The 25,607-nt window shown below is 34.7% G+C and carries 25 protein-coding genes; 17 read left to right on the top strand and 8 right to left on the bottom strand.

Features of this window, described 5'->3' with window-relative positions; all coding sequences use genetic code 11:
- Positions 1-306: 306 nt before the first annotated feature.
- Complete coding sequence (locus tag PMAL9190_RS08770; protein ID WP_065166598.1) at positions 307-813, bottom strand: M48 metallopeptidase family protein; 507 nt, start codon at positions 811-813, stop codon at positions 307-309.
- A 121-nt stretch (positions 814-934) separates the two neighbouring features.
- Here PMAL9190_RS08770 and PMAL9190_RS08765 point away from each other — a divergent pair, with 121 nt between their 5' ends.
- The 15 genes from PMAL9190_RS08765 (at position 935) to PMAL9190_RS08695 (ending at position 16,374) form a co-directional block, all read left to right on the top strand.
- Positions 935-1,384, top strand: a complete 450-nt coding sequence (locus tag PMAL9190_RS08765; RefSeq protein WP_087844812.1) for a methyltransferase family protein — start codon at positions 935-937, stop codon at positions 1,382-1,384.
- A gap of 116 nt (positions 1,385-1,500) precedes the next feature.
- A complete protein-coding gene (gene mog / locus PMAL9190_RS08760; RefSeq protein ID WP_060996736.1) occupies positions 1,501-2,034 on the top strand; it encodes a molybdopterin adenylyltransferase in 534 nt (177 codons plus the stop codon).
- Positions 2,035-2,400: 366 nt separating this feature from the next.
- On the top strand, positions 2,401-2,676 hold the full coding sequence (locus PMAL9190_RS08755; RefSeq protein WP_087844811.1) for a molybdenum cofactor biosynthesis protein: 276 nt from the start codon (positions 2,401-2,403) through the stop codon (positions 2,674-2,676).
- A gap of 546 nt (positions 2,677-3,222) precedes the next feature.
- Positions 3,223-4,635, top strand: coding sequence for an undecaprenyl-phosphate glucose phosphotransferase (locus tag PMAL9190_RS08750; protein ID WP_087844810.1), 1,413 nt, complete (start codon positions 3,223-3,225; stop codon positions 4,633-4,635).
- A 3-nt stretch (positions 4,636-4,638) separates the two neighbouring features.
- Positions 4,639-5,946, top strand: coding sequence for an outer membrane beta-barrel protein (locus PMAL9190_RS08745; RefSeq protein ID WP_087844809.1), 1,308 nt, complete (start codon positions 4,639-4,641; stop codon positions 5,944-5,946).
- Position 5,947: 1 nt separating this feature from the next.
- On the top strand, positions 5,948-6,481 hold the full coding sequence (locus PMAL9190_RS08740) for a polysaccharide biosynthesis/export family protein (protein WP_200813391.1): 534 nt from the start codon (positions 5,948-5,950) through the stop codon (positions 6,479-6,481).
- Between the two features lie 50 nt (positions 6,482-6,531).
- The gene (locus PMAL9190_RS08735; RefSeq protein ID WP_159458378.1) at positions 6,532-8,589 is read left to right on the top strand and encodes a GumC family protein; all 2,058 of its coding nucleotides are present in this window, start codon (positions 6,532-6,534) and stop codon (positions 8,587-8,589) included.
- Positions 8,589-9,797, top strand: coding sequence for a lipopolysaccharide biosynthesis protein (locus tag PMAL9190_RS08730; protein ID WP_087844807.1), 1,209 nt, complete (start codon positions 8,589-8,591; stop codon positions 9,795-9,797). The genes PMAL9190_RS08735 and PMAL9190_RS08730 overlap by 1 nt, the downstream gene beginning before the upstream one ends.
- A complete protein-coding gene (locus PMAL9190_RS08725; RefSeq protein ID WP_087844806.1) occupies positions 9,798-11,180 on the top strand; it encodes a capsular biosynthesis protein in 1,383 nt (460 codons plus the stop codon). It abuts the gene before it with no gap.
- A 96-nt stretch (positions 11,181-11,276) separates the two neighbouring features.
- A complete protein-coding gene (locus tag PMAL9190_RS20485; RefSeq protein ID WP_087844805.1) occupies positions 11,277-11,759 on the top strand; it encodes a serine O-acetyltransferase in 483 nt (160 codons plus the stop codon).
- Positions 11,759-12,985, top strand: coding sequence for a glycosyltransferase (locus PMAL9190_RS08715; RefSeq protein WP_087844804.1), 1,227 nt, complete (start codon positions 11,759-11,761; stop codon positions 12,983-12,985). The genes PMAL9190_RS20485 and PMAL9190_RS08715 overlap by 1 nt, the downstream gene beginning before the upstream one ends.
- A gap of 16 nt (positions 12,986-13,001) precedes the next feature.
- Positions 13,002-14,210: a glycosyltransferase family 4 protein gene (locus tag PMAL9190_RS08710; RefSeq protein WP_087844969.1), complete on the top strand. Its 1,209-nt coding sequence runs from the start codon at positions 13,002-13,004 to the stop codon at positions 14,208-14,210.
- 59 nt (positions 14,211-14,269) lie between these two features.
- Positions 14,270-15,379: a glycosyltransferase family 4 protein gene (locus PMAL9190_RS08705; protein WP_087844803.1), complete on the top strand. Its 1,110-nt coding sequence runs from the start codon at positions 14,270-14,272 to the stop codon at positions 15,377-15,379.
- Positions 15,380-15,390: 11 nt separating this feature from the next.
- Positions 15,391-15,807, top strand: coding sequence for a hypothetical protein (locus tag PMAL9190_RS08700; protein WP_087844802.1), 417 nt, complete (start codon positions 15,391-15,393; stop codon positions 15,805-15,807).
- 108 nt (positions 15,808-15,915) lie between these two features.
- Positions 15,916-16,374, top strand: coding sequence for a hypothetical protein (locus PMAL9190_RS08695; RefSeq protein WP_087844801.1), 459 nt, complete (start codon positions 15,916-15,918; stop codon positions 16,372-16,374).
- A gap of 44 nt (positions 16,375-16,418) precedes the next feature.
- Here the strand turns inward: PMAL9190_RS08695 and PMAL9190_RS08690 are convergent, their stop codons facing one another.
- The 3 genes from PMAL9190_RS08690 to PMAL9190_RS08680 all read right to left on the bottom strand — a co-directional run bounded on the left by PMAL9190_RS08690 (position 16,419) and on the right by PMAL9190_RS08680 (position 20,421).
- Positions 16,419-17,927, bottom strand: coding sequence for a DUF4832 domain-containing protein (locus PMAL9190_RS08690; RefSeq protein ID WP_087844800.1), 1,509 nt, complete (start codon positions 17,925-17,927; stop codon positions 16,419-16,421).
- 147 nt (positions 17,928-18,074) lie between these two features.
- Complete coding sequence (locus PMAL9190_RS08685) at positions 18,075-19,643, bottom strand: DUF4832 domain-containing protein (protein WP_087844799.1); 1,569 nt, start codon at positions 19,641-19,643, stop codon at positions 18,075-18,077.
- Between the two features lie 286 nt (positions 19,644-19,929).
- Complete coding sequence (locus tag PMAL9190_RS08680) at positions 19,930-20,421, bottom strand: CreA family protein (RefSeq protein WP_087844798.1); 492 nt, start codon at positions 20,419-20,421, stop codon at positions 19,930-19,932.
- A 385-nt stretch (positions 20,422-20,806) separates the two neighbouring features.
- On the opposite strand from PMAL9190_RS08680, the gene PMAL9190_RS08675 reads away from it, so the two are divergent.
- Positions 20,807-21,145 (top strand): hypothetical protein, encoded by a 339-nt coding sequence (locus tag PMAL9190_RS08675; RefSeq protein WP_235004327.1) that lies wholly within the window; start codon positions 20,807-20,809, stop codon positions 21,143-21,145.
- Between the two features lie 89 nt (positions 21,146-21,234).
- Here PMAL9190_RS08675 and PMAL9190_RS08670 read toward each other — a convergent pair whose 3' ends face one another.
- The 4 genes from PMAL9190_RS08670 to PMAL9190_RS08655 all read right to left on the bottom strand — a co-directional run bounded on the left by PMAL9190_RS08670 (position 21,235) and on the right by PMAL9190_RS08655 (position 24,926).
- Entirely contained in the window at positions 21,235-22,275 is a 1,041-nt protein-coding gene (locus tag PMAL9190_RS08670) for a hypothetical protein (protein ID WP_087844796.1), read from the bottom strand.
- Positions 22,276-22,417: 142 nt separating this feature from the next.
- Positions 22,418-22,723: a DUF1289 domain-containing protein gene (locus PMAL9190_RS08665; RefSeq protein WP_087844795.1), complete on the bottom strand. Its 306-nt coding sequence runs from the start codon at positions 22,721-22,723 to the stop codon at positions 22,418-22,420.
- A 126-nt stretch (positions 22,724-22,849) separates the two neighbouring features.
- Positions 22,850-23,389 carry a GNAT family N-acetyltransferase gene (locus tag PMAL9190_RS08660; protein WP_087844794.1) on the bottom strand — a complete coding sequence of 180 codons (540 nt, stop codon included), beginning with the start codon at positions 23,387-23,389 and terminating at the stop codon, positions 22,850-22,852.
- Positions 23,390-24,365: 976 nt separating this feature from the next.
- Positions 24,366-24,926, bottom strand: a complete 561-nt coding sequence (locus PMAL9190_RS08655; protein WP_087844793.1) for a hypothetical protein — start codon at positions 24,924-24,926, stop codon at positions 24,366-24,368.
- A 141-nt stretch (positions 24,927-25,067) separates the two neighbouring features.
- Here PMAL9190_RS08655 and PMAL9190_RS08650 point away from each other — a divergent pair, with 141 nt between their 5' ends.
- A complete protein-coding gene (locus tag PMAL9190_RS08650) occupies positions 25,068-25,550 on the top strand; it encodes a transcription elongation factor (protein ID WP_087844792.1) in 483 nt (160 codons plus the stop codon).
- The last annotated feature ends 57 nt before the right edge of the window (positions 25,551-25,607 follow it).

The raw sequence follows: 25,607 nt of genomic DNA, 5'->3' as shown, positions 1-25,607 counted from the left end.
AATATGAGAACTAGAATAATAAGAGCATGACAGAATCGGTTGGTATTTATCCCGTCATGTTCCCTCAGTAATGACATATTTTGGCTAGCTCAATGTGATCACCAAGCCCCAACCCTGTCATTCCCTACAGTGAATGCCCGCGAGGGCGATAGGGAATCTATTGTCCACGCGTTGTAGGGTTTATATTTAGCCGTAAAACGTAAGGTGCTTCATTGGCGTCTTTAAGGCTCGATCACGGCTTGAGTCGACGGTGGACATTGGGTTGAGTAAATACCGAACCCAACAATCGCGATGCTTTACAATAAACTAATCATATATTGGCCCAATCAGATCTAAATGGGTGAGATATAACCGCATATCTAGCTCCAACTGATGATAATTAGGCTCCATATGGCAGCAAAGTTGGTAAAACGCTTTGTTGTGATCTTTTTCCCTCAAGTGCGCCAGCTCATGCACCACAATCATCCGTAAAAAAGGCAGGGGAGCTTGCTTAAATACTGTCGCAATTCTAATTTCATGCTTGGCTTTAAGTTTATTGCCATGGACACGTGAAATGAAGGTGTGTAAGCCGAGTGCATGATTGATCACATTAATTTTATTGTCGTAACCAACTTTACTGATGGGGGCTGATTTTTTTAAATATTGGTTTTTCAGCTCAATCACATAATCGTATAACGCTTTTTCAGTTTTAATCGTATGCGGTGTCGGATAACGGTTAAGTAATAATGTCTTAAGTTGATCTTTTTCTATTAACTGTTGAACTTGATCAACAAGGTGAGGCGGATAACCTTGAATGTATTTGAGCTGTTGCATAACCAATATGACTCTTAACCAAAAGGGTTATGCTATAAGCTGGCAACTATCGAGGCAACCTTATTATTAGGTAATATGAGTTCAATCGCGGTTAAATTCAGGCAATAAGTAAGGATTAATTATGCTGTCTTTGAAAATTCCCCCGCCAGTTTTGGCTGCTATAGCGTTATTGATGATGTATGGCTGTGGATTATTTATTCCGGTGTGGCAATTTGAACCGGTTTGGAGCGTCGCAATATTATTAGTGGTTATTGCTCTTGTCATTGGATCATTATCAATGTCAGTATTTGCCAGCGTTAACACCACTATCAGTCCTTTTACACCACAAGCAACCACTCAGTTAGTGACCACAGGTATATACCAATATAGCCGTAATCCGATGTATTTAAGTTTGTTGTTATTGCTTATTGCTGCAGTATTTATTGGGGGCGAATTATCAGCAGCTATAGCGGTGATTGCTTTTATGGTAACGGTTAATCAGCTTCAGATTAAGCCTGAGGAAAAGGTACTATTGCAGTTGTTTGGAAATGATTATCGCCGCTATTGTCAGCAGGTTAGGCGCTGGTTATGAATATAGGTATTATTAATGTTTACCATCTTACTGATTTGCATACACAGTTTAGCCATTAATAATGCTTAAATGTTATGCTTAATGGTAATATTGCGTTTAAACAAATGAGGTAACAGATGAGTAAGGCAAAAATTGGTATTGTAACAGTAAGCGATCGTGCAAGTGCTGGTGTTTATGAAGATATCTCAGGACAAGCAATTATTGATACGCTAAATGATTATCTTACATCAGAGTGGGAGCCTGTTTATCAAGTTATTCCTGATGAGCAAGACGTGATTGAGAGTACGTTGATTGACTTGGCTGATAATCAAAACTGTAGCCTGATCGTTACGACCGGCGGAACAGGGCCTGCTAAGCGTGATGTTACGCCTGAAGCAACAGAAGCTGTTTGTGATCGAATGATGCCAGGCTTTGGTGAGTTAATGCGTGCCGAATCGCTAAAATTTGTCCCTACGGCTATTTTGTCACGCCAAACAGCAGGACTTCGTGGTGATAGTTTAATTATCAATTTACCAGGTAAGCCAAAATCTATTCGTGAATGTTTAGATGCAGTATTTCCAGCTGTGCCTTACTGCCTTGATTTGATGGATGGCCCATTCCTTGTGTGTGATGAAAGTGTAATTAAGCCATTTCGTCCCAAGCAAAAATAAAATAAGAAATAATAAATAATAAAAAAGCGACAATTAATTGTCGCTTTTTTATATCTACTATTATTGAACGAACTATATTTAGCCATGATAATTTGAATCAAGATCACAAAATAGAAAATTAATTATTAATATCTATTAATATATACAGTGTTCAATAATCACATTCTAGCTATGATTATTTTCATGATTATTTTGTTGTTTATTTTCAATGGTTTATTTTTTGCGGTCGAGTAAAGTTATATTAAAATCAAATTATTAACTTACCCACTCATATCTTTGGTGAATTGTTTTCTTTTGTTATTTGTAATATTCTCATGCGAAGTTTTACTTTTAATTGCAAATAAGTGTTATGGCGTGAGTTTGAATATGGATGTTAAGCAAAGTTGGGGTTTTATTTCTGTCTCTTTAGGCGTGATTTCTCTTTTATGGGGAATGGTTTCACTGAGTGGTATGGTTGGTCAAGAACATGTCTTTATTGAAATGGGCTCATTTCTAAAAATGACGGGCTCTGATTTGTATAATAATACTTATGCTGAGAATATATTAGCAGCCGAACGCCACAAAAACTTTGTTGTGTTATTAGTTGGTATCATGATGGCAATCATTGGTTCGTTGTTAATGAAAAACCGTTTATTCAAGTAATAAAAATATTCAGTCATATCTATAGTTTAATAAATGTGACTGATAATTATAAAAATGGTTAATATGTTTCTACTTGTTAAGCTTGTTTATTATATTTTTGCGATCAACCTCTCTATTATCTAAAAAATGTTCTAATATTTAGTCTAGCCAACATGACCATTTCCTTTTGATATAAAAAATTAACAACGTAATATCAAAGTTAATGTGTGTTATTTTTTATTGGAAGTTATTTTCAGCGTGTACAAGTTGAATGCAGCGTTATTTTTATAAATATCAATTGAATGGTGTTTTATATTTGTTGTTTCATATTTGTTTTTTAAATTGTTGTTTTTAATTGTTTTTTAAATTTGCGTCAATTTTACAGCACATCAATATACTGTCGTGGTATTTATTTATAGGAAAAAGTGACAAATACTTGACGGTGTGGTGGTTTTTTACAGTATAATTACATCGTAAACGCGAATTTATAAACGTGTAATTATTAGAAAGCAATGGAAATGACATTGCTCATTATAAAATTAGTAGTGCTAGAGGCTAGTTTAAGCTATGAAAAAACAAGCTATAAAAATAGCGGATGATGGTTATGCTGTATTAATAAAAGCCAGTGATTTCTTACTGCTCAATGTTACACTAACTTTTCTTATTTCTTTACGTGGTGTTAGTGAGACAGCTGTTGGCTTAGCGGCCAGTTTTCTTTTTGCTGTGATCTTTTTACTTATTGGCGAATATAGTGGGCTTTATAAGAAATATGTTCGTCAAGATTACGCCATTACGGTACTAAAAACGTTATTAACATTTTTCTTGTCATTTTTAATATGGCGATTTTTGTGCCTGCAATTGAACTCATTTGAAGGTGTTAATAATACACATTTAAATAACGTGATTGTTTGGCAATGGGTTGTGTTATCTATTGCGTGTGTGATTTTTGTTAAGTGCTTAGTTATTTATACTATTCGTGAATTCTTAAAGCGTAACTCTCAAGTTAGACGCATTGCTATTTTGGGGATGACGAAAGGTGGTATTGCGATTGAACAAGCATTAAGAAAAGATATTCGTTATCAAAAATTTGAAATTTCTTATTATGATGATCGTAATGAGAGTCGATTTGGTTATTTATCAAAAGCAACGCTGCATGGAAATGTTGAGCAGTTGGTGCAGTTAGCGAAAAGTGGTGAGATTGATGAGGTTTATATTGCCTTACCAATGGTAGCCAAAGATCGTATTCAAAAATGTTTAAGATTATTATCTGATACGATTGTTGAAACTTATCTTGTTCCTGATTTATATACTTATGATTTGAATGTGAGTCAGATCAATACCATTGGTAATGTTCAAACCTTCAGTGTTTTCGGTTCTCCGTTTGAAGGAATGGGAGCAGTATTAAAACGTATTGAAGACATCATTATCAGCAGTGTCATTATTTTGCTTATATCACCGGTTTTAATCGCTGTCGCTATTGGTGTTAAACGCAGTTCGCCAGGCCCGGTGTTATTTAAACAAGATCGTTATGGTTTAGGTGGCAAGAGAATCCAAGTCTGGAAGTTTCGTTCTATGGGCGTAATGGAAAATGACGCTGTTGTTACTCAAGCGACCAAGAATGATCCTCGCGTAACTAAGTTTGGTGCGTTTATACGTCGTACATCATTAGATGAATTACCGCAATTTTTTAATGTACTGCAGGGTAGTATGTCAATTGTTGGTCCTCGTCCACATGCTGTCGCACATAATGAAGAATATCGCGTTCTTGTTGATAAATACATGCTACGCCATAAGGTTAAACCTGGTATTACCGGTCTTGCACAAATAAAAGGTTTTCGTGGAGAGACTGATACGCTAGATAAAATGGAAATGCGTGTGAAGTACGACCTACAATATATTCAACACTGGAGTCTATCAAAAGACTTGCAGATTATTTTTCTGACTATTTTTAAAGGTTTTGTTAGCGAGACAGCGTACTAAATTATGTATTTATTTAAGACGAAGAACATTCATTTAGTATTGGTAGGTTGCTTTTGTGCAACCTGCAGTTTTGTTGCAAGTGCAGATAGTACTTTTCAAGACTCTAAACATATAGATCCTTTGTTAGGCTTAGAATTTTCTTCATCGGTCAGTAGTGGTTATGGTTTTGATGATAATGTTCTTCATCAGCTTAATAACAACATAATTAGCTCTGATTATTACTCTTTAAAACCTGTATTTAGTGTGGTTGGTCAGCGTAACACTAAAAACTTTGGGCTTTATTATTCTGGTGATTATCGACATTATACAAATAATGAAGTTAGCGATGATAGCTATGATGATCATCAAGTTCATGGTGTTTTTAAGTGGGAATTAGGTTTTCGTCACCATCTTGAATTAACAGGTAGTTATAGCCAAAACCATGAAGCTCTAGGGACTGGCGTGACAAATGGTTTTTTCTTTGATAATGATGCGCAGCAAAATAATGCTGCTACATTTAATAAATTTAATATTGGTCATGATGTCGGTAAAACGAAGAAAAAAATAGACGCCAAATATACCTATGGTGCGAAAGACGCTAAAGGTAATCTTGTGTTTAATTTTTCAAGAGAGTACACAGATTATGACATTCTTGATAGTTATCAGTCTGCTTTTAAAGAATATTTAAAGAATGAAAATGTAACGGAGAATGATTTTAAAGTAACATTTATGCATCAATATACAGATAGGATGCGTTTTGATTATACTTTATTATATAAAGACTTTAGCTATTTAGATCATGATCGTGATAACGATGAGTTAATTGGCGCATTTTCTATTATTAGTCAATTAACAGGTAAATCGAAAATAGAAGCGACAATTTCTAAAGTTCAAAAAAAGATGCAAAGCAGCAATTTTTCAGGTGTGAACTGGAATCTATCTTACCAGTGGCAACCTGTTGATTACTCAACAATAATACTTAAGACGCTGAGTGAGGCAAAAGAACCCGATAATATTGGCGATTTTGTTCAATCTTTACAAAATAGTATTACTTGGCAACATCAGTTTTTAGGACATATAACAAGTAATTTATCATATAAACATATATCTGATAAATATCATATTCGAAAGCGTAAAGATCGATATGATTATTTAGACTTAAGCTTAAATTACTTATTTAGACCGAAAGTTGAATTTAGTTTAGGCTATAAATATATGTTATTTCATACTAATAATAGTGCTGATCCTGTATTCATTGACGGCAACTCTTATATCAGAAAATTAGGTTATGAACAGAATCAATTTGGATTATCAGTTAAAGTGGCGATTTAAGATGAAAAATATAGTTTCTATTATTTTTATGTTAACAATGAGTTTTTTTATTAGTACTAATGCGTCTGCTGCAGTGCTAAAAAATCATTATTTATTAGGACCTGGCGATCAAATTCAGATTCGAGTTTATAACGAAGAAAATTTATCAATGAAGTTCACCATTGATGCGAGTGGTGATGTGATTTATCCACTCATTGGTAAATTACAACTGGCAGGAAAAACGCCAGATCAAGTTGCTATGGATATTCGTGATAGATTGAAAAATGGTTATATTAATAATCCAATGGTCACTGTAACCATACTTCAATTTAGACAAATATATGTTTCTGGTGAAGTAAAAGCACCGGGTAGTTATGAATATCGTCCAGGATTGACACGCGAGCAAGCAATCGCTATTGCGGGTGGTTTTACTGATCGTGCCGATCGTAGTGATGTTGATATTCGTTTAGCGAATGGCCAACTATTAAAAGATGTATCACCGACTCAAGCGGTTAATCCTGGTGATACAGTAATCATCGATCAAAGCTTTTTCTAATTTTAGGGTAAATAGAAATGTCGTCATTGTTTGTAGATGAAGGAACGAAATTGGAAAGTACAATTGACTTTTCTCGTTTCATCAAGTCAGCAAAAAAAAATTGGTGGAAAGTTTTAGCATTTAGTGTAATTACAACGGGTGCTATGACACCGTTAGTATTAAAAATGCCACCAAAATATGAAGCATTTGCTTCGGTATATTTGAAAGCAAATGAAACAAAGCCAACATTATTTGAGCAAGTTAGAAGCTTTGATGCAACTCGAAAAGAATATTACGAAACTCAGTATCAATTAATTAAAGCGCGTCGTGTAGCTGCCAGTGTTGTTGATGAGCTTAAGCTTTATAATGATCCTGAATTTTATGGTAAATCGAAAAAACCATTAACATTGGCACAAAAAAAAGACAATAGTGTTGATTATTTATTAAAGCACTTAACTGTTTCAGCTGTGCGTAAAACACAATTAGTTGATGTCGGTTTTGAATCAGAAAAAGCAGCACTTGCAGCAGAAGTTGCAAATAGTGTTGTACAGTCTTATATCAACTATACCATTAATGATAATCGTGATGCGACAGACAATGCGTCGGTATTATTAGGTAAGCAAATTGCTGATCTTAAAGCAGATTTGCAGAAAAAAGAAGATAATCTAAATGCTTTTTTAAAGAAAGAACATTTAATTACATTCCGCGGTATTGATGGTTTTCAGACATCTGAATTATCACTATTAAATGAAAATTTGGCAGCAGCAGTTGCACAACGTGTACACAGTGAAGCTATTTATAAAACAGTGACTAACCAAGCAAATTCGGGTGTTAAAGCGGGTTCTATTTCTGAGATATCACGTAATCCGCAGATGGAAAACTTACGTGTTAAGATTATTGATCAGCGGACGCAATTATCTGACTTAGAGAAACGCTATGGCGCTAAAAATGAGAAGGTAATTCAAGCTAAATCAAGCTTAGCGATTTTGCAGCAACAAGCGAATGTTGTTATTAAACAAATAGTACAAGGCATTAAAGAACAGTACCAAGCTGCTGTTTTAAAAGAAAATCAACTGCAAGATTCTGTTAATAAAATGACCGCAAACTTCCAAAAGCTCGGTGATAAAAAGACAGAATACAATAACTTAGTTGATGGTATTACCAAAACGCGTAAAATTTATAATCAGCTTATTCAACGTCAAAATGAAACTGAGGTTAATGGCCAGTTTGTAGAATCTGCAGCTTCGATGATTGATCCTGCTTTGATTCCAGAAAAACCAACAAAACCGAATAAAAAGTTATTAATTGCAGTTATTGCTATTATGTCTTTACTTATTGCGACGATATTCTTTGTTATTTTAGCTGCTATTAATAATAAAGTATTAACGATCAGTGAGATAAAGCGTCGCCTTGGTTTAGAAATTTTAGGTGAAATAAAGCATTATAAAGCACCACTAACGGCAAAAGAGGTTATTGATAATAATAGCCACTTGCCTTGTTTAGATGAAGCTGCATTTGGTATTCGTAGCGCGATACATTTGCTGAATACACAATCAAAAATGATCGCTGTGTCGTCGACAATAGTAGATGAAGGCACATCAACGGTATCGGCTTTGCTTGCTAAATCATTGGCTGTCGATTCTCGTGTTTTGGTTGTCGATCTTGATTTTAGAACGAAAGCGTTAACAAAGGCGTTAGCTGATCCACATCATGTTGGCATGAGTGAGTTGATCACTCATAAAGCAACTCAAGATGACTGTATCATTAAGTTACCTAACTTTGACTTTATTGGCGCGGGTGATAATAAGACGTTGTCTCCATTGGTGTTATTAACCAATAATAATTTGAAAACGTTGTTTGCTGAATTTAATAATCAATATGATTACATTATTTTCGATACACCAGCTGTTGAACAAGGTAAAGATGCAGCACTCATTAGTCAGCTTGTTGATGGGGTGATTTTTGTTGTTGAGTCGAACCATTTAAGTTCAAACCAAATTGTGAGTGCAATTAATCAATTACAGTCTAACAAAGCAAACTTACTGGGCTGTGTATTGAATAAAGTAAACGAAAAACTTATTGAAGCTGCAGAAAATATTAATCCAGTTAATGTGAAAGGGATTATTTAGTGAGCTTAATTAAGAGTGCTTCTACAATTGGTGGTTCATCAGTTATTTCGCAATTAATTGGTGCTTTTACCATTTTATTCATATCGTATCGCTATGGTATGTCTGCCGTTGGTAATTATGCATTAATGTTGGGTATCATCATGATCGGTGCCCAGATTGCGTTATATGGCTCGCATTTCTTATTAACAAAAGTACGTGATGATGAGCTGCAAATTGCGATTGTTTTTAGTTTCATTCAGTCATGGGCTGTTAGCGCACTGTATATTTATTTAGTTCGTTTAAGTTTTGATTTGCCTTTTTGGCCGACCTATATATTAACGGCAAGTTATTCGTTAATGATCGTGTCTGAAAATGTATTATTAAGATATAAATTATTTAATAAATTAGCTTTGCAGCGTATTTCTGTAACTGTTGTTGTATTTTGCGCAGCATTATGTTCATGGAAAGATATTTATTTATATGATGTATGGGCTGTGTTTCATTTAAGCTTGATTAGCTATTGGTTGTATAAATATATTGATTTCAAAGACTTTAAAATAAGCTCTTTTTATCCAACGACACAATGCAAATATATCGCAAGGCATTGGCAACATTTATCTCGTATTGGCAGTGCTGAAGTTATTGCCAATGCGAGCTTACAGCTGCCAACAATATTAATAAACCATTGGTTTAGCCCTCTGGTTGCAGGTTATTTTGCTGTTGTTAATCGGTTTTGTTTATCACCTGTGCTTATTATGGGGCAGTCAGTTCGAAATTATACATTCTCGAAATGGTCAGAGGATTTTCGTAATAAATTCTTTAACATAAAAGAATACCGTCAAGTTAGAGCGTTATTATTTGGGCTATCAGTTGCTGTCGTTATTGGTATCTATTTTGTTTATCCTTGGCTAACAGAACGTTTCCTTAGTGAACAATGGGTACAATCAATTGCTACATCACGCATGATGTTACCTTATGTATTTGTCATGTTAGCATTTGTCCCATTAACTGTTGTTGAGTTGATTTTTGGCTCGCCTAATTACTTTTTGCGTATTCAATGTGAGCAATTACTCATTGTTGTTATTACATTCATTATATTGCCACTTATTTATAAAGATTATGCGTTGTCATTGATCATGTTTTCAGTACTCACTGCAATCAGGTACTTAATGATTTATATCAATATCAATAAGCGCGTACTGAAACTAAAAGAACAAGGTTTTAAATAAATGAATACGGGAGCATATTTCCAAGTCTATGTTTTTGTAACGTTAGTTTTTAGCGGGCTAGCACAGTATTTTACTGGTGTGGGTGCTTTTCTATGGCTGCCGTTTTTAATGACTATAGGAATGGTGGCATTGCTCCCATTGCAAACAAGGTATAATTTTAAACAGCTTGATCGTTTAGAAATTATGATAATTGTACTTTTTGTTGGGCTTTTTGCTCTAGCATTAGCGTCTTCCTTGTTGCAAGAGGGAATAAAGCCAACAATTGCCGGCATTAAAAACAGCCTCGGTATACCTTTATTATTATTATGCTTAGTGCTCGGCTTCTGCCGTGAATCACAGATTTATCGCATTACAGAAAAATTATATTGGGTGTTTTATGCTCAAATACCTGTTATCGCATATCAAATACTGGTTGTCGTCCCTGCTCGTGTTGCTGCGCAAGGAAAAATGGACTCATGGGATTCAGTGGTAGGAACATTTGGCGGTAGTATGAACTCGGGGGGTAATGGTGCCTCCATGGGACTATTTGCGATGTTGATAATGCTCATGAAGTTATCTGAGTATAAACACGGTGTTGCGTCATTAAAATCATTATTGTTTCATTTAACAATTGGTTTTGCGATTGCGATAGTTGCTCAAGTTCAATTTGTTGTATTGTTTACACCTATTTTCTTAATGTATGTATTCATCTTACCGAGTTATATTAAAGAAATTAAACCAGTAAATATGAAGACCATCATTATAGGTATTGCAATTATTACTGTGTTAGTGGGTGTTTTCATTACTATATTAGCTGTTACCTATTCAAACCAATATTCTGCCAAATTGGGTATTTGGGATATGTTTATGGATAATGTCGGCTATATCTTTAATACTCATGCGATTATTGAAGGACTACATGGTCGAGTTGATGAACTAGGACGGCTAACGTCTATTGTCTTTTGGGCAGAAAAATCAACACTTCATGGCGTTGTAGATCAATTATTTGGTTATGGTTTAAATAGTTCGAACCCTGGTGGTGATACCCCAGGTTATGTTTCAATGTTATTTAATTTAAATGTTGGCTCAACAGCACTTGCTATTTATCTTTGGGAAATCGGCTTTGTAGGCACTTCATTTTTAGTGCTAATTAGTTTACTAATTATTTGGAATTCTAAACCTAAGCCATTGTTTTCAAAAAATGATCTATCTATAGCGGATATAAAATTATTATCACGGCAACCTGCTTTTATCGGCTTTACTGTTGCGGGCTTAGTAACATTACCCTATGCGCCATTATTAGCGTTAATTCCCGTGTATCAGTTCCAATTTTATTTATGTCTAGGTGCTATGCTTATAATCAGAAAGGCGACGATGAACAAGAGATACATCAGTTGCATATAGCGACGTTATATCTAATGGTATAACTTGTATTGATTAGCTTTATGTATGGTTAGAAAATAGTTATGTTCTCCTCTTCATTAATAGAGGAGTAACATAATGTCGAAAAATAATAGTCCATTATCAGCAAAAATTTTCATGTTAAATTTTAATTTGGCATCTCGTTATTATACCGATGGTCTTCGAGGAAAGCCGTTTATTATTAACTTGATTATATTGAAGTTTTTCAAGTTTTTTTGTGGACTAGATATACCAGCAAGAACAACAATAGGTAAAGGATTAATGATGTATCACCCTCAAAACATCGTTATTAATCAAGATGTAGTTATAGGTGATAATGTCATATTAAAACATAATATTACGATAGGTAATAAAATCGATAAAAAAACCGGTAAATATGTTTCACCAGTGATAGGTAATAACGTTGAGTTGAGTCCTGGCGTCATTATTTTAGGGGATGTTGTTATTGGTGATAATTGTATTATTGGTGCCGGGTCAATCGTTACTAAAAGTATTCCCAAAAATAGTATTGCAGTTGGTAACCCTGCAAAAGTTATAAAAATAATAGATGAGAATTATTAATGGCTAGTAAGATAAAGATTATAAACTTTGTTCCAGAAGAGTTGCCATCATATCGTCCAGATGTTGATGTACTTTATTCTAAAGAACTGCCAAAACAAGGTGTTGAAACAACAATTGTTGGTATTCCTAAGAAAGAAGCAATCTTTATTAAGGAGAACGACACCACATTAATGACCAGCAAAAAGATGTCAAACAAGCATCTGGATTCATTAGCTTATTTTTTTAATGCTTGCAAATTATCGTTGCAAGCTAAAAAAGATGGATATGATGTTATTCAAGCACGTGACATGGTTTGGGTTGGATTATTTACTTTACTGGCTGCAAAGTTGACTAAATTACCTTTCACTTATTGGGTTTCATTTTTATATGCAGAAAGCAGAACAATGCGTGCAAAAGATAAAAATGAAAATATTCCACGTTGGAAGCGTCCAATTCTATTAGCAAAAGGTCTAGTTGAAGAATTCGTTCTTTATCGCTTTATTTTACCTCATTCTGATCGTGTTTATGTTCAGAGCGATTTCATGTTTAACTACATGAAAGATAAAGGTGTTGATCCTCAAACTATGATGGTTGTTCCAATGGGGGTTGATTTTGATAAAATTGAAGAGTCTGCTGCAACTGAGCCCAAATATATACCACAATGGCAAGATTCTATTGTTATTGGTTATTTAGGTAGCTTAGATCGATTACGTAAATTAGAAACCATTGTTCAAGCTTTTAAGCAAGCAAAAGAACAAGTTCCTAACCTTAAGTTATTGTTTGTAGGTGATTCTGAAATTACGCGTGATCGTGAGTGTTTAATAGAAGAAGCACAAAAGTTGGGTGTAGCTGATGATTTTATTATCACCGGCTGGGTACCGACTCAAGAAGCTTGGGCTTATCTAAAAGGGGTTGATATGGTGATTGGTTTTATGAATCGAGGCCTATTACTTGATGTGTCAACACCAACTAAAGCAATGGAATATATGGCGTTGAAAAAAGCCATGATTTGTAATGATTCACCTGATCAGCAATATGTTATTGAACAGTCACACTGTGGTCGAGTTACCGATGGTAGCAGTGAATCTTATGCTAATGCGATGATTGATTTAGCCCAAAATCCGATGTCAGAACAAGAATTGGATGCTGGTTATAATTATATTAAAAATAATCGTTCTTACTCATATTTAGGCCAACAAGTTGCTGACGATATTAAGAATGTTTTAAATAAACACAATGCTTTGTGATAGTGAGTTAGGTTTTATGAAAGTTTTATTTGTAAATAAGTTCTTTTTTCCTCATGGCGGTGCGGAAACTGTTTTCTTGCAAGAGCGAGAAATGGTGAAAAATACGGAAGGTTTTGAGGTTATAGATTTTTCCATGAAACATGAGAAAAACTTACCATCAGAGCAAAGTGAATATTTTGTTGATAATGTTGATTACAATAATGAACATGGTCTGAAGTCAAAATTAAAAGTTTCACGTGATTTTATTCATAATCAACAAGCGTGTGAAAAGTTTGAACGCTTAATTATTAATGAAAAACCAGATATTGTTCATTTTCATAATATTTACCATCAATTAACACCATCAATTATAAAAATCGCGAAGAAGCACGGTTGTAAAACAATCCTTACTGCGCACGATTATAAAGTTGCTTGTCCAGGTTATGGTTGTTTAATTGATGGCAAAGTGTTTGATGTTAAAAATATTAATGGCAGTTTTGTTAATTTATTCAAATATCAATGGCATGAGGGATCATGGCCTAAAAGCTTCTTAATGTCATGCGAAGCTGTATTCCATGGTCTAAAGAAAAGCTATGAGAATATTGACACTTTTGTTGCACCTTCTGCGTTTATGAAAAGTATGATTAAAACGCGTTTACCTAATGCTAATGTCCAAGTTATCGTTAATGGTATTGATGCGAGTACCACTGAAATTGGCGAAGACGGTGGTTACTTTCTTTATTGTGGTCGTTTAAGCCCAGAGAAAGGCGTACCAACGTTAGCACAAGCGCATAGCTTAATGAAAGCAGACGTACCACTGAAAGTATTGGGTAATGGCCCAGTTAAAGAGCTTATTGAACAACAGTATCCAAATGTTGAATTGCTTGGCTTTCGTCAAGGTGAAGAGCTATTTAATATTATTAAAAATGCTAAAGCCGTTATTGTACCTTCTGAGTGGTATGAAAACTGTTCAATGTCAGTGATTGAAGCAATGAGCTACGGTAAACCTGTTATTGGTGGCAATATTGGCGGGATTCCAGAACAAGTCATTGATGGCGAGACAGGTTTCTTATTTGAGCCTGGCAATGCACAGGAACTTGCAAATAAGCTTGATATCCTAGCTGATAACCCTGAGTTAGTTAAGTCGATGGGTTTAAAAGCGAGAGAGCGAATGATTAATAAGTATTCACTTGAAGTTCATAAGCGCGAACTCATTGCTTTATATCATTCATTAGCTGGTAAGTAGATATCGATGTAAAGTCAGCCTAATTTAGGCTGACTTTTCTTTAAATAAGAAGGGTTGTTGTGAAAGAATCAATTTTAGTTTTAGGTACACGCGGTATTCCTAATGTACCCGGTGGCGTTGAATCTCATTGCCAGTCGCTATATCCACTATTAGTTAAAAAGTATGATTTAGATATAACGGTCACTGCGCGTAAACCTTATGTGCCTTATTCAGAAAGTGTCTATGAAGGGGTTAAGTTAAAAGCTTTACCAACAGTAACCAATAAATCTTTAGAAGCGCCTTTACATTCATTTTTAGCAGCTTTGTATGCAATTAAGGCTGGCGCAGATATTGTCCATGTGCACGCAATTGGCTCTGGCTTAGTGATTCCATTGTTACGTTTGTTTGGTAAAAAAGTTATTTTTACCCATCATAGCCAAAACTATGATCATCAAAAATGGGGTAAATTAGCTAAGTTTATTCTTCGCCTTGGTGAAAAGTGGGCGATGAAGTATTCATCAGAAGTCATTGTTATCTCTGACTTTATGCAAAATTTAATGAATGAAAAATATGGACGCAATGACACTTATTTAATTTTTAATGGTGTTCATGAGCCACAGTTACCACAACAAAGTAAGATTAATGAATATCTATCTAAATATAATCTGGAACCTCGAGGTTATGTGGTTGCTGTTGGGCGTTTTTCACAAGAAAAAGGCTTAGATGTCTTATTAGAAGCTTATAAGCTTAGTGGCATTAAAAAAACATTAGTACTGGTTGGTGATAGTGATCATGCAACAGAATATAGTACTAAACTAAAACAAACAGCCAAAGAAACAGATAACGTTGTCTTAACGGGCTTTTTATCAGGTGAAGAATTACACAGTATATTCTCACAAGCAGATACGTTTGTATTACCTTCATTTAGTGAAGGATTGCCAATTGCTTTATTAGAAGCCATGTCTTTTTCATTACCTGCGATAGTCAGTGATATTCCTGCTAATAAAGCCGTACATTTAGAGGATGATTGTTATTTTAAATGTGGTGATAGCCAAGATTTAGCGAATAAGCTTGTAAAGACAATTGATAATCCTCTTGTTTCGTATGCTGAATACCTAAAAAATTATGACTGGGATTTGATTGCAGAGCAGACTTATGAGGTTTATAAGCAGTCTGTAATGAAGAAATAAGAGTATAAATAATGTTATCTAAAAATTATTCAGATCAAGAACAGGCTATTATTACTCGTTTTTTTAAGTCTATTCCAACAGAACAGTGTGCATCTTTAAGTGATGATCAAGTAAAGGCGATAGAAAAAGCGATAGTGACCAATACCGTTCGAAGTGAACATTGTGTTGATGTTCGACCAACGATTGGTTTTGGTAAGTGGCGTTATTATGCGGTTCTATTAGTTGGACGAGATCGTCGCTCAGAAAAAAGAAAGAATGGTTCATTATCATTATTATGTAAATCACTGAGTATTATTGTTGGTGCTATTTTATTATTTATGTCTGCAGTATTGACGATGTATTTAATTAAATCTGCATTGGGGATTGATATTTTTAAGCACTTTTCATTCGGTGTTTGGGATGCATTTAGAAATACATTTATAAAATAATTTGTATGTATTTGATGGTCTTTATTTGACATATCAATAAGGTGGACTATTGGAATAAATGATAGTAGATTTCTGCATACTTAATAATTAGTATAAGATCGTAAAGTCATGAAAAAATTATATTTTGCACTCAGTTTAGTGGCAGCTTCTCTCTCTACTTCAGCTTTTGCTGATTCAAGTATAGATAGTAATAATGGCGAGTGGCAAGACTGTGGTCCTGCAAAAGTTGAAGCTATTCGTATTGAACACGGCGCTATTTTTGCTTATCTAAATAATCCGTCTGAACATTGGAAAGCATGGAAACGTATCGCGTTAAATAAATCTAATAAAGATTATATGTCTAAACCAATGCAGTTGTTAGCGCGCTCTAATTTGTCATCTGCTCAACAGCAACAATTAGAAGAACATTTACGTTTTAAAACTGAAATGCAAAGTTCGCAGTTTCAGTCAATACTAGAAAATGCATTACTTCACAATAAAAAGGTTGTTGTGCGCTTCCCTGGTACAGAAACTTGTAGTGCTGATAATTGGACATCTAATGCAGTAATGATTCAATTAAATAAGTAATCTTTACTAAAAAGCGTCAAATATAATTATTTGACGCTTTTTTATTATTTAATTGTAATTGAGGTTAATTGGAACCACTTATTTTTAATTTCACCATTGATACCTAATAAAACTTGTGGCTGATGAGTGTTAGGCTTAACCATTGCAATATCAACGTAATATTGCCCCTTACTGATTTTTTTAGGCAGGGTAAATGTATTATTTTGATTGTAAAGAGGAGCCTGACTCGTAGTAGTCGCTGCTGGCATCCACTGGGTAATATTATTATTCGTGTTGAAATAATAGATATCATTATTATTTTTGCTTCTTAATCGCCATACAATAGGGTAGTTATTATAACTAGGTGCAACGCCAACATTCTGCCATTGTGAGTCAAAGGTGATACTGGTTCCTGGTTTGAATTCACTTGTTACTTGTATATGGTTTAGATTAAAACGATAGCCTAGTTTTTTTATTAGATCATGTAATAGTGGTTGATATTGTGCTGGTATTTTTGTCGATTTTAAATTAAATAATGATGTGTGGAAATTCAAGATAGTATCAAATGTTTTTTTAACCTTTTCAAGAGTATAGATTTTAGGTTGTTTACCCCAATCAACCATATCAGTACATATTTCTAAATCAACCGGAGCATGCTGCCAACGATTTAGAAAATCTTTGTCAGGATAAGTATTTTTTATGTTCCCTTGACCTTCGATATGCTTAATCGTTTGTGGGTAACCTTCTGCCATATGATTCCAACCATGACTCCAATCACCGATACAGTCAGCTCGCCAACCTAAACCATGCTGCGTTGCATAACTTGTCGTGTTGTCGCTGGTTGTGCCAATACTCATAGTAAGCATTTTATTTGGAAATGCTTGTTGCATCATAGTGATATAAGGAATGAGATCTTTAGCTTTATAACCATGTTTGCCCAATGTAGGGCCTGGATCTTTATAGTGGGTTGCAAGATGCCATTCTCCCCATGTACCGACTAAACCCACATCTAAGCGTAATATCGTCGGGTTATGATCATAGCGTTTTCCCATCGCATCAATAAAACGTTTTAGATCAGCTTTAAAAATTTTATTTTTGTAATTGATGATAAAACTATTATCATTTTTACAGATAGCATGGGTTTGAGGATCGATCTGTTTTTTTAACCAGCAAGGTATACCGAGTATTTTTTTCCCTGCGCGAGGAGAAGGTTTGTAATAGGTATCATTCAATCCTGCCATTGTCATAAAACGAATGACAATTTTTTTATTTTGAGCGCGAGCAGCTTTGATCGTATCATCTATAAGTTTATAATTATAAACACCTTCCTCTGGTTCTAATTGTTCCCAGTACCAACGGTAATAAACAACACTTGTTTCTGGATAAGATGGCTCAGACCAATACGGATCACTATGACGGTTAATAGTTTGATGATCGGTAATTCCAATATCAGGATTAACAAGAATACCACTATTAATCGACGGCGTGTAATTGATTGTGATTGGTGCTGCTTGCGCTAATATCGGAGTGATAACAGCGAAGAGACTAACAATAATTAAATGGTTATACTTCATGCTAAATGCCAATTTGTAATAATATTGAAGTATAACGTAGATAGTAATCAGTATATCAGTGGAGTGTTAACTAAGTGGTTTATTGCGAGAGCTCTTTAAAATTAAAGGCTAACATTATGCTAGCCTTTAACAAATATTGATATAAAGTTAATAGTTATTCATTAAGTAAATGGATTTAACTTGATGCCATTTGTCTTTTCTCACCCCTTCGACACCTAATTTTATCGCTGCTTGTTGCGTATTTGGTTTTACTAATGCGACATCAAGGTAGTAGTGATCATCAGTGATGTTATCAGGTAATGTGAAGCTATTTTTTTGAGTGTATTGAGGTGAAATATCTTCTTTATTATCCGCTGGAAGCCAATGACGAATATCATTATGTGTTTCAAAGTAAGTGATGATTTTATCGTTACGATCCCGTAATCGCCATACGACAGGATAATTATTATAACTTGGTGCTACACCAGTGTTTTTCCAACTAGAGCTAATTAAAAACGGCGATCCTGCTTTAAAATCACTGGTAACCTCAACAGTATTTAATTCAAATCTATAGCCTACTTTTTTAAGAAAATCATCTAATAATGGCTGGTATATTTCAGGAATATTTCCAGATTTTAGGTTCAATAATGATGTATGCATATCTAGTGCAGTATCAAATGTTTGTTTAACTTTCTCAACCGTATAAATGTCTTTTTTAGCTGCCCATTCATCGACAGTGTAACAAATTTCAAAATCGACAGGCGCTTCTTTCCAGCGTTGAAGAAATTGAGGATCAGGATAGCTATTATGGTTATTTCCCAGTCCTTGTGCGTGCTCAAAGGTTGAAGGATACCCATGCTCCATATGATTCCAGCCAAGCTCCCAATCACCAATACAATCTGCCCGCCAACCATAATTTCGTTGAGTACTATGACTTAATATATTTTCATCGTTTGAACCGAGATACATAACCAATGTTTTATTGGGAAATGCCTCTTTCATCATTTTAGGAAATGGTAATAAGTCTGCATCTGTATAGCCGTGGTAACCTAAGGTTGGTCGATCATAGCCTTTATGCGATGCTAAATTCCATTCTCCCCATGTGCCAACAAGACCGACGTCTAGACGTAAAATATTAGGGTTATTGTTATAGCGTTCCCCCATAGCTTTAAGGAAGCGATTAAGATTTTTTTTAAAAATGGGGTTTTTGTAGTCAACGGTATAGCTGTTATCATCAGCGCAGGTTTCACCGATTGTATTAGGGTCTATTTTTTGCTTTAACCAACAGGGAATGCCAAGTATTTTTTTGCCCGCATTAGGTGAGTTATTGTAGTAGACCTCATCTACGCCAGCCATTGTCATAAATCGAAAAACAGTCGTCTTTCCTAATGCAGCAGCTTGATTGATTGTATCGTCAATAAGTTTGAAATTATATTGTCCTTTTTGTGGCTCTAATTCTTCCCAATACCAACGAAAATATACCACTGAGGTTTCTGGATGGGTTGGTTGATTCCACCATGGATCATTTTTAATATTAAAAGAGTGGTGTTCAGTAATACCAATATCTGGATTAATAAGAATATTATCTATTGTTGATAGCGTTGTTGTTATCGTTGTTTCTTGTGCCATTGCTAAAGGAGTTAATGGCAAAGTTGCAATACCTAACAGGCATAACTTGGTGATTAATTGTAAGCTCATTTTTTTGAAGGCAATCGATTTTTTAGCGCTTGCATGCATAGCTATTCATCCATGGAATATTAACCAGAAACACATATCAAACATGTATTAATTAAGTTGCACTATGCCAAAAAAACACAAATTTAGAAGCGCTATTGTCGGAATCGGAATCACATTTTCCAATAATGGCGGTTGTATTTTTGTGCTTGCTGTTTCGGGTATGTTTCGATTGTTGTTTTAATGGTGTTTTTTTGAGGGGGTTATTAAATTTTTGTATGGATATTATAGAGGCGAGGATGTAAGCAATCGCTTCTTAATCATATAGTTAAGAAGCGATTATGCGTAATTATTGAATATCTGTTGTCGTTGCTGGTGTATGAGCTACGTATGCTTTTGTACCCCAAAGAGGTACTGTCGATAAACTGTGTTTATAGCTACCTGTTGTTGTTTTCGTTGAATATGATAAGTACATTAAGGTTTCTGATTTTGGATCATAAATTCGACGTATCTTCATTGTTTTAAAGAAAATACTTTTAGATTTCTTAAAGACAACTTCGCCAGATTTTGATTTATCAATTTTCGCTATCATCTCTGGTGTTATTTCACCCGTTTGGCGGCATGAAATCGATGAGTCTGATGGATCCGCTAAACTCAAATCTGCTTCGATACTTGCAATATGACAAGTAACACCTGGTACAATCGGGTCGACCAATGTATTTAATTTTATATCTTTAGTTGTAAACATACCTAAAGAAACATCACCAACTTCATTATCAGAACAACCACTCAATGTTAATGCGATAGCAATCGAACTGGCAATTAATAAACTTTTTTGCATATAAGCTCCCTGTCAAATGAACGGTATCATTTAAAAGATTTAAATATGATTTGTTATTATGATGCTAAGTTATACGCGAAATAGCGCTAACTTTCATCATTCTCTTTCAAATACGGTATTTGTCAGTAACAGTTTGGAGAGAAAATCGACTATTTTAAAAATAAATTTCAAATATTTCAAAAAAAAATATAGAGATTTAACTTTCTGATAATAAATGTTTTTTGTGCGTTGTGGCGGTTTTTTAAGACGGTAAATTAACAACATTTAAATGATTTTTATTAAAAATGGACTTTCCAATAGCAACAATAACACATAGGATGAATGTAACAGCAATGTTACTATTAATAATTATCAACGGATGATTATTACTGATTATGAGGAGGATATGATGTCAAATATTCTTGCGTTTCCAGTAAAAGAACAGCCTCGAGATCGTACGCCGTTAGAATTAATTGTTGAACAAGAATTGTTGGATTTAGGTGCTGATAGCTACATGATTGATGTTGTTATTCAACGAATGGAAAGGTTTTTAGAGCTTGCTTCATTTGAGTTTGATTTAAAAATGCAAGTGTCTAAAAATTGTTTAGACGAGATGAATCAAAATGTATTCCCTGTCATTTCTGAGATGCAAGCGTCAATGAGGGATACCATGAACGAAATGTTAACTGAACGTGTATTGCATGAGATTCGTTTATATAATTTAGAAAGGCACGCCGTTAAATAACACATGTTTTATTTTTTAGTTTTACAATATCTGCAACAAATAATCAAAAGCGCCGCTGTCTAATGTCTATCATTAACAGCGGCTTTTTATTAGTTCTTATTTCCTAATTGCCAAAATTTTTCTGCTCGACTACCAATTATCCAGAAGCTTAACGCTAATACCGCAAAAAAAACCGCTTTATGAAGCGTACCCCAAAAAAATTCAAAATAGCGGCTATATAGGCATAATAATAAAAAGATGATCCCAAAGGCTCTTATGAGTGAATTATTATATTTAATACCATAATAAACAGCAGTTAAGGTGACAAATAGCATCGCCACACTCCAGCCCCATAACTCAATCTGTTTGACATGTGACCAAGCACTTAAACTGTCATAGTTGCCAAAAATAGTTAGCATCCACAAGGCATTGAAAAAATACATTAATCCCATAAATAGTGTTGCTTCTTGAACAAATAACAATCGCGGGTGACGTTTTAAGGCAATACTTGCAAATATAATTAATATGCCAACAATGGTAAACCGTAACGGAATATTCATTCCCCAAAACAGGTAGTGATTTTGAGCAAGATAAGAGGTTTCAGTTAGCACCCATAGCCCAATACCAATTAGCGCAAATAACCACACTAAGGCTGAGCGTAGCATGATACCAATGATAAAGTAGATCAGAGTCGGTAGAAGAATAAAAACACTTTCACGCCAATGAAGTGCTATCGCGGTATGGCTTAAAAAGACACTGGTTACTGCGGTTATCAGTACTCCAAAAAAGAATATTGCTTCATTACTAACGGTTTTTTGTGGGTAACGCTGTCGCCGTCTTACACCGAAATAAAATAGTCCGGCTGCAATCATGGCGCTAAAAAAGGCAAGTATACTCGCTGGTGTATTGATGATTTTTGCAATCAATGAAATTAAATAATCGTCAGCGATCAGCAAAATTACTGACAGAATGAAACATGCAATAGCAACCCAAAATGAATACACAGCTAATAGTTTCCAATCAAAACTAATCACATCATAGCTATGACGTAGTTGCTGAGCCTGTTGGGCATCAATAAGTTGTTGTTGCTGCCATTGATGAATCGTGTCGTTAAGGAATTGTCCTTGGCGTTTATTAACTTTCATATCCATGTGAATTCCAGATAACATTGTTCGCATGTACGCGTTATGTCATCTTATTGGTATCGTTAAAAGTAGAACTGATAATTGTAACTGATCGTCATATTATTTGCGGCATGAATAACATTAGTAACAGCAGGCTAATAGTGCAATATTATAATATTGGTTGTGATGACAAGCAGTGTCGACATAGGCAAGCAGATACAGAGTTTGATAATGTCTGGCGTGGTTCAATATCAAAACACCAGCATGTGGCTTTGCCCGCCTTAATATCACATTGTGCTGGTTGCTGACATTGTGGGCACTGGTGAGTTGCCTTAATGGCTTTAATGTCAGCCATGATCGCCAGCTGTTGCTGTTCTGGGTAGGCTATCCAGTGGCTGATCTCTGTCATGGTTCGTAAGCAGCCACTGCAAATTCCTGCATTATTTTTACATTTAGCGACACATGGCGATTTCACTATAATTACCTATTAACTATTGGTCTAACAAAGGTGTCATGCTAACGGTTAATAGTGATAAATGCTACTTTGCGTCTTCGATGAGATTGATAAAGATCAACCGTGTTTTACAGGTTACCAAAACAACTATGAAGCTGTTTGCTTGAGTAATTCATAAATTGCAATGTCATCTTGTGATAAATGATGACTTGGAATCGTTAGCGCAGTAACATTTTTCATGCCTATTTTTAGCATCACATTTTCAGGGCCTGAAACCGTCTTTAAGTGTCGGCCGTACAGGTGTTCTAAATTGAGTTTATTGAAGCCGTAGTCTTTAATCCGTTCTACTGCCTCTGTACAGTAACCCTTGCCCCAAAATGGCACTCCAATCCAATAGCCCAACTGGGCACTTTTTTGATTGATATTTTCTAATCCTGCACAGCCGATAAGTTGATGGTTACTTTTTAGAGTAATAGCGAAAATAGCCGATTGTTTGCTATACCATCCAGCTAAATGTTTACCTATCCACTTACCAGCCATACCATCAGAATAAGGGTGTGGAACACTGATGGTGCCGTTAGCAATATCAACGTTACCAGCAAGTCGCTGTATCTTGGTAGCATCTGATAGTTCTAATGGGCGCAGAATTAAGCGTTCTGTTGTTAACAGTGGTTGCATTTTATTCATAATAATATACTCACAAACATAGCTAGATTTAGCTATTAACCAATAAATTAGGATTAATTTATAGGGCTACGATCAATGATTTGATGACTAGTATGGTGAAATAGTGAAATCTGTGCAGTCACGCTTACTTATTTAGATGGATGTGAGCGGTTGTCTTTGCTAGTGCAAAAGCGATAATTGATTAGAATAAGGATTCTGACATCTCACTCAATTAGTTGCTGTTTTTTCTTATACAGCAACATGTTAGGTTTAGCTAATCGCAATAATAAAAAAATAAATACTTATATCATCAAAAAAAAGACTTACAGTAGTTGTCAAATAGCAAAAACAGATTTATATTAACTATGTTGATATAAATCGTTAGGTGAAGTTAGTTCCAAAAATTAGAAAGTCTTTTTTTACATTCTTTTCTTAATTACCCTCCACGAAACATATCAATCATTATATTTATTCACAATGAAACTTATTTATAGAAGTTGTTGTCATAAATAAATAGATATAAAAAATTTGTTCATCATAATTCAATTTATATGTCATTGTAATGTCATATACAATTGATTAACTAGAACACGAATAGTCGAGTAAGAACGGTATTAATATATAGTGATATCAACCTTGCTCATTGGGAAATAAATGAGAGGTTTATAATGAAAACACGCAGTCGTAGACAGTGGTTTTACCATAAAAATCAAACAACTAAAACTGTTAAAGCTTAAGGTTTGAAAAACATTTCTTTATCGATGATAGAGTAATGAATACATTTAATTATCCTCTAATTAAATGTTTGTTGAAAATTGTTCATAACAAACATCAACCGCAAAGTAGCCAGAAATAAACATTCATATTGTAAATTTTCTGGCTAACTTATACTTCTTTTTTATGATTTAAACTTATTTTAAATTTCCAATTAAAAAAGCAAACGATTGCGACCGTATTGTGCTTTAGTTATTAATGTTACTTAATGCACTATTATTAATTATTTATAGATATTACCACCAATAACCAAATCGGTTGGGATCGCTGTGAGGGGAATATTACCAATATAAATATTACCGTCGACAACCAGTTTATTTGGCAGTGTTTGAAGCTGACTATTTTGGATAAATAAGTCACCTTTAACATATAAGTTGTCGGGTAATTTTTTTAGTTGAGTGTGGGCAACGCTAAGATCGCCATAGACTTGTAAACCAAAATTAAGCTCTTTAATTTTAGAGTAAGCAAGGTTGATATAGCCGTCTACTTTAAGCGCTAATGGTAAATACTCAATATGACTATAGGCTAAATTCAGATTACCTTTAACGGTTAGGCTTAATGGCAAATATTTAATTTGGCTACTTTCAAGGTTAAGATCCCCATCTACAATGAGAGGATCTGGTAAGCGTATGTTACCACTGTGTTTTAGCGAAAGGTTACCATAACTATCTTGATAATTAAGTAAATGAGTCGGCGTTAACGCTAATGCTGGTTGAGTGGTAATTAACACTCCGATTAGGCATAACAGCCATTTATAACGAGACATATTGAAAGTCAGAGCCATTTTAAATCATGAATAAGTGTTTATATCGGGCGATAGGCTTATTACTTTAGGCGTGATGATGTTTAAAGTTCGAGAACGATACTGTTTGTATTTATATTCAATGTATAATCAGCGCCCATTTGGCTAATAGGTTGATCATAAATGAACAAGCAACAGTTACTTGAGTGTATTGAGACACAGTTAGAGCAGACATTACAAATAGCAACTGAAGCTGCAATGCGTGCTTATAATACCGCAACAGATGATGAGAATGTGGCGGAAAATAAATATGATACTTTTGCATTAGAAGCATCGTATCTTGCTCATGGTCAAGCTCAGCGAGTGGCTGAATGTAAGGCTGATATTAGTGCTTATCAGCATTTATTTGCCACAATGCCGATTCAACAAACAACCATTGTTGTTGGCCATTTAGTGTCTTTAGAAGATCAACAAGGACATGCCAAGAAGGTGTTTTTAGGACCTGCGGCAGGAGGGTTAAAATTTCTGATTGATAATGAAGAAGTAATAACTGTGACGCCAGGCTCTCCTTTTGGCGAAGCACTGCTTGGTCGAGAAATTGATGAAGAGGTAGATATCCATATTGGCGGCAATGTTGTGTGGTTTGATGTGATTAATATTGAGTAATTAGCCTGATTATTTGATTTTAATCATCATCATAGTAAAAGTGTGAATTAGTAACCG

This window comes from Photobacterium malacitanum (genome assembly GCF_900185615.1).
Classification (GTDB): Bacteria; Pseudomonadota; Gammaproteobacteria; order Enterobacterales; family Vibrionaceae; genus Photobacterium; species Photobacterium malacitanum.
The sequence above is the reverse complement of the archived record's forward strand: the minus strand, read 5'-3'. Positions and strand labels throughout refer to the sequence as shown.

Bases quoted from the DNA above. Each gene is read 5' to 3' on its own strand.
- PMAL9190_RS08770 (WP_065166598.1), bottom strand. From the start codon at position 813: ATGCAACAGCTCAAATACATTCAAGGTTATCCGCCTCACCTTGTTGAT.
- PMAL9190_RS08765 (WP_087844812.1), top strand. From the start codon at position 935: ATGCTGTCTTTGAAAATTCCCCCGCCAGTTTTGGCTGCTATAGCGTTA.
- mog (WP_060996736.1), top strand. From the start codon at position 1,501: ATGAGTAAGGCAAAAATTGGTATTGTAACAGTAAGCGATCGTGCAAGT.
- PMAL9190_RS08755 (WP_087844811.1), top strand. From the start codon at position 2,401: ATGGATGTTAAGCAAAGTTGGGGTTTTATTTCTGTCTCTTTAGGCGTG.
- PMAL9190_RS08750 (WP_087844810.1), top strand. From the start codon at position 3,223: ATGAAAAAACAAGCTATAAAAATAGCGGATGATGGTTATGCTGTATTA.
- PMAL9190_RS08745 (WP_087844809.1), top strand. From the start codon at position 4,639: ATGTATTTATTTAAGACGAAGAACATTCATTTAGTATTGGTAGGTTGC.
- PMAL9190_RS08740 (WP_200813391.1), top strand. From the start codon at position 5,948: ATGAAAAATATAGTTTCTATTATTTTTATGTTAACAATGAGTTTTTTT.
- PMAL9190_RS08725 (WP_087844806.1), top strand. From the start codon at position 9,798: ATGAATACGGGAGCATATTTCCAAGTCTATGTTTTTGTAACGTTAGTT.
- PMAL9190_RS20485 (WP_087844805.1), top strand. From the start codon at position 11,277: ATGTCGAAAAATAATAGTCCATTATCAGCAAAAATTTTCATGTTAAAT.
- PMAL9190_RS08715 (WP_087844804.1), top strand. From the start codon at position 11,759: ATGGCTAGTAAGATAAAGATTATAAACTTTGTTCCAGAAGAGTTGCCA.
- PMAL9190_RS08710 (WP_087844969.1), top strand. From the start codon at position 13,002: ATGAAAGTTTTATTTGTAAATAAGTTCTTTTTTCCTCATGGCGGTGCG.
- PMAL9190_RS08700 (WP_087844802.1), top strand. From the start codon at position 15,391: ATGTTATCTAAAAATTATTCAGATCAAGAACAGGCTATTATTACTCGT.
- PMAL9190_RS08695 (WP_087844801.1), top strand. From the start codon at position 15,916: ATGAAAAAATTATATTTTGCACTCAGTTTAGTGGCAGCTTCTCTCTCT.
- PMAL9190_RS08690 (WP_087844800.1), bottom strand. From the start codon at position 17,927: ATGAAGTATAACCATTTAATTATTGTTAGTCTCTTCGCTGTTATCACT.
- PMAL9190_RS08685 (WP_087844799.1), bottom strand. From the start codon at position 19,643: ATGCATGCAAGCGCTAAAAAATCGATTGCCTTCAAAAAAATGAGCTTA.
- PMAL9190_RS08680 (WP_087844798.1), bottom strand. From the start codon at position 20,421: ATGCAAAAAAGTTTATTAATTGCCAGTTCGATTGCTATCGCATTAACA.
- PMAL9190_RS08675 (WP_235004327.1), top strand. From the start codon at position 20,807: ATGATGTCAAATATTCTTGCGTTTCCAGTAAAAGAACAGCCTCGAGAT.
- PMAL9190_RS08670 (WP_087844796.1), bottom strand. From the start codon at position 22,275: ATGGATATGAAAGTTAATAAACGCCAAGGACAATTCCTTAACGACACG.
- PMAL9190_RS08660 (WP_087844794.1), bottom strand. From the start codon at position 23,389: ATGAATAAAATGCAACCACTGTTAACAACAGAACGCTTAATTCTGCGC.
- PMAL9190_RS08655 (WP_087844793.1), bottom strand. From the start codon at position 24,926: ATGGCTCTGACTTTCAATATGTCTCGTTATAAATGGCTGTTATGCCTA.
- PMAL9190_RS08650 (WP_087844792.1), top strand. From the start codon at position 25,068: ATGAACAAGCAACAGTTACTTGAGTGTATTGAGACACAGTTAGAGCAG.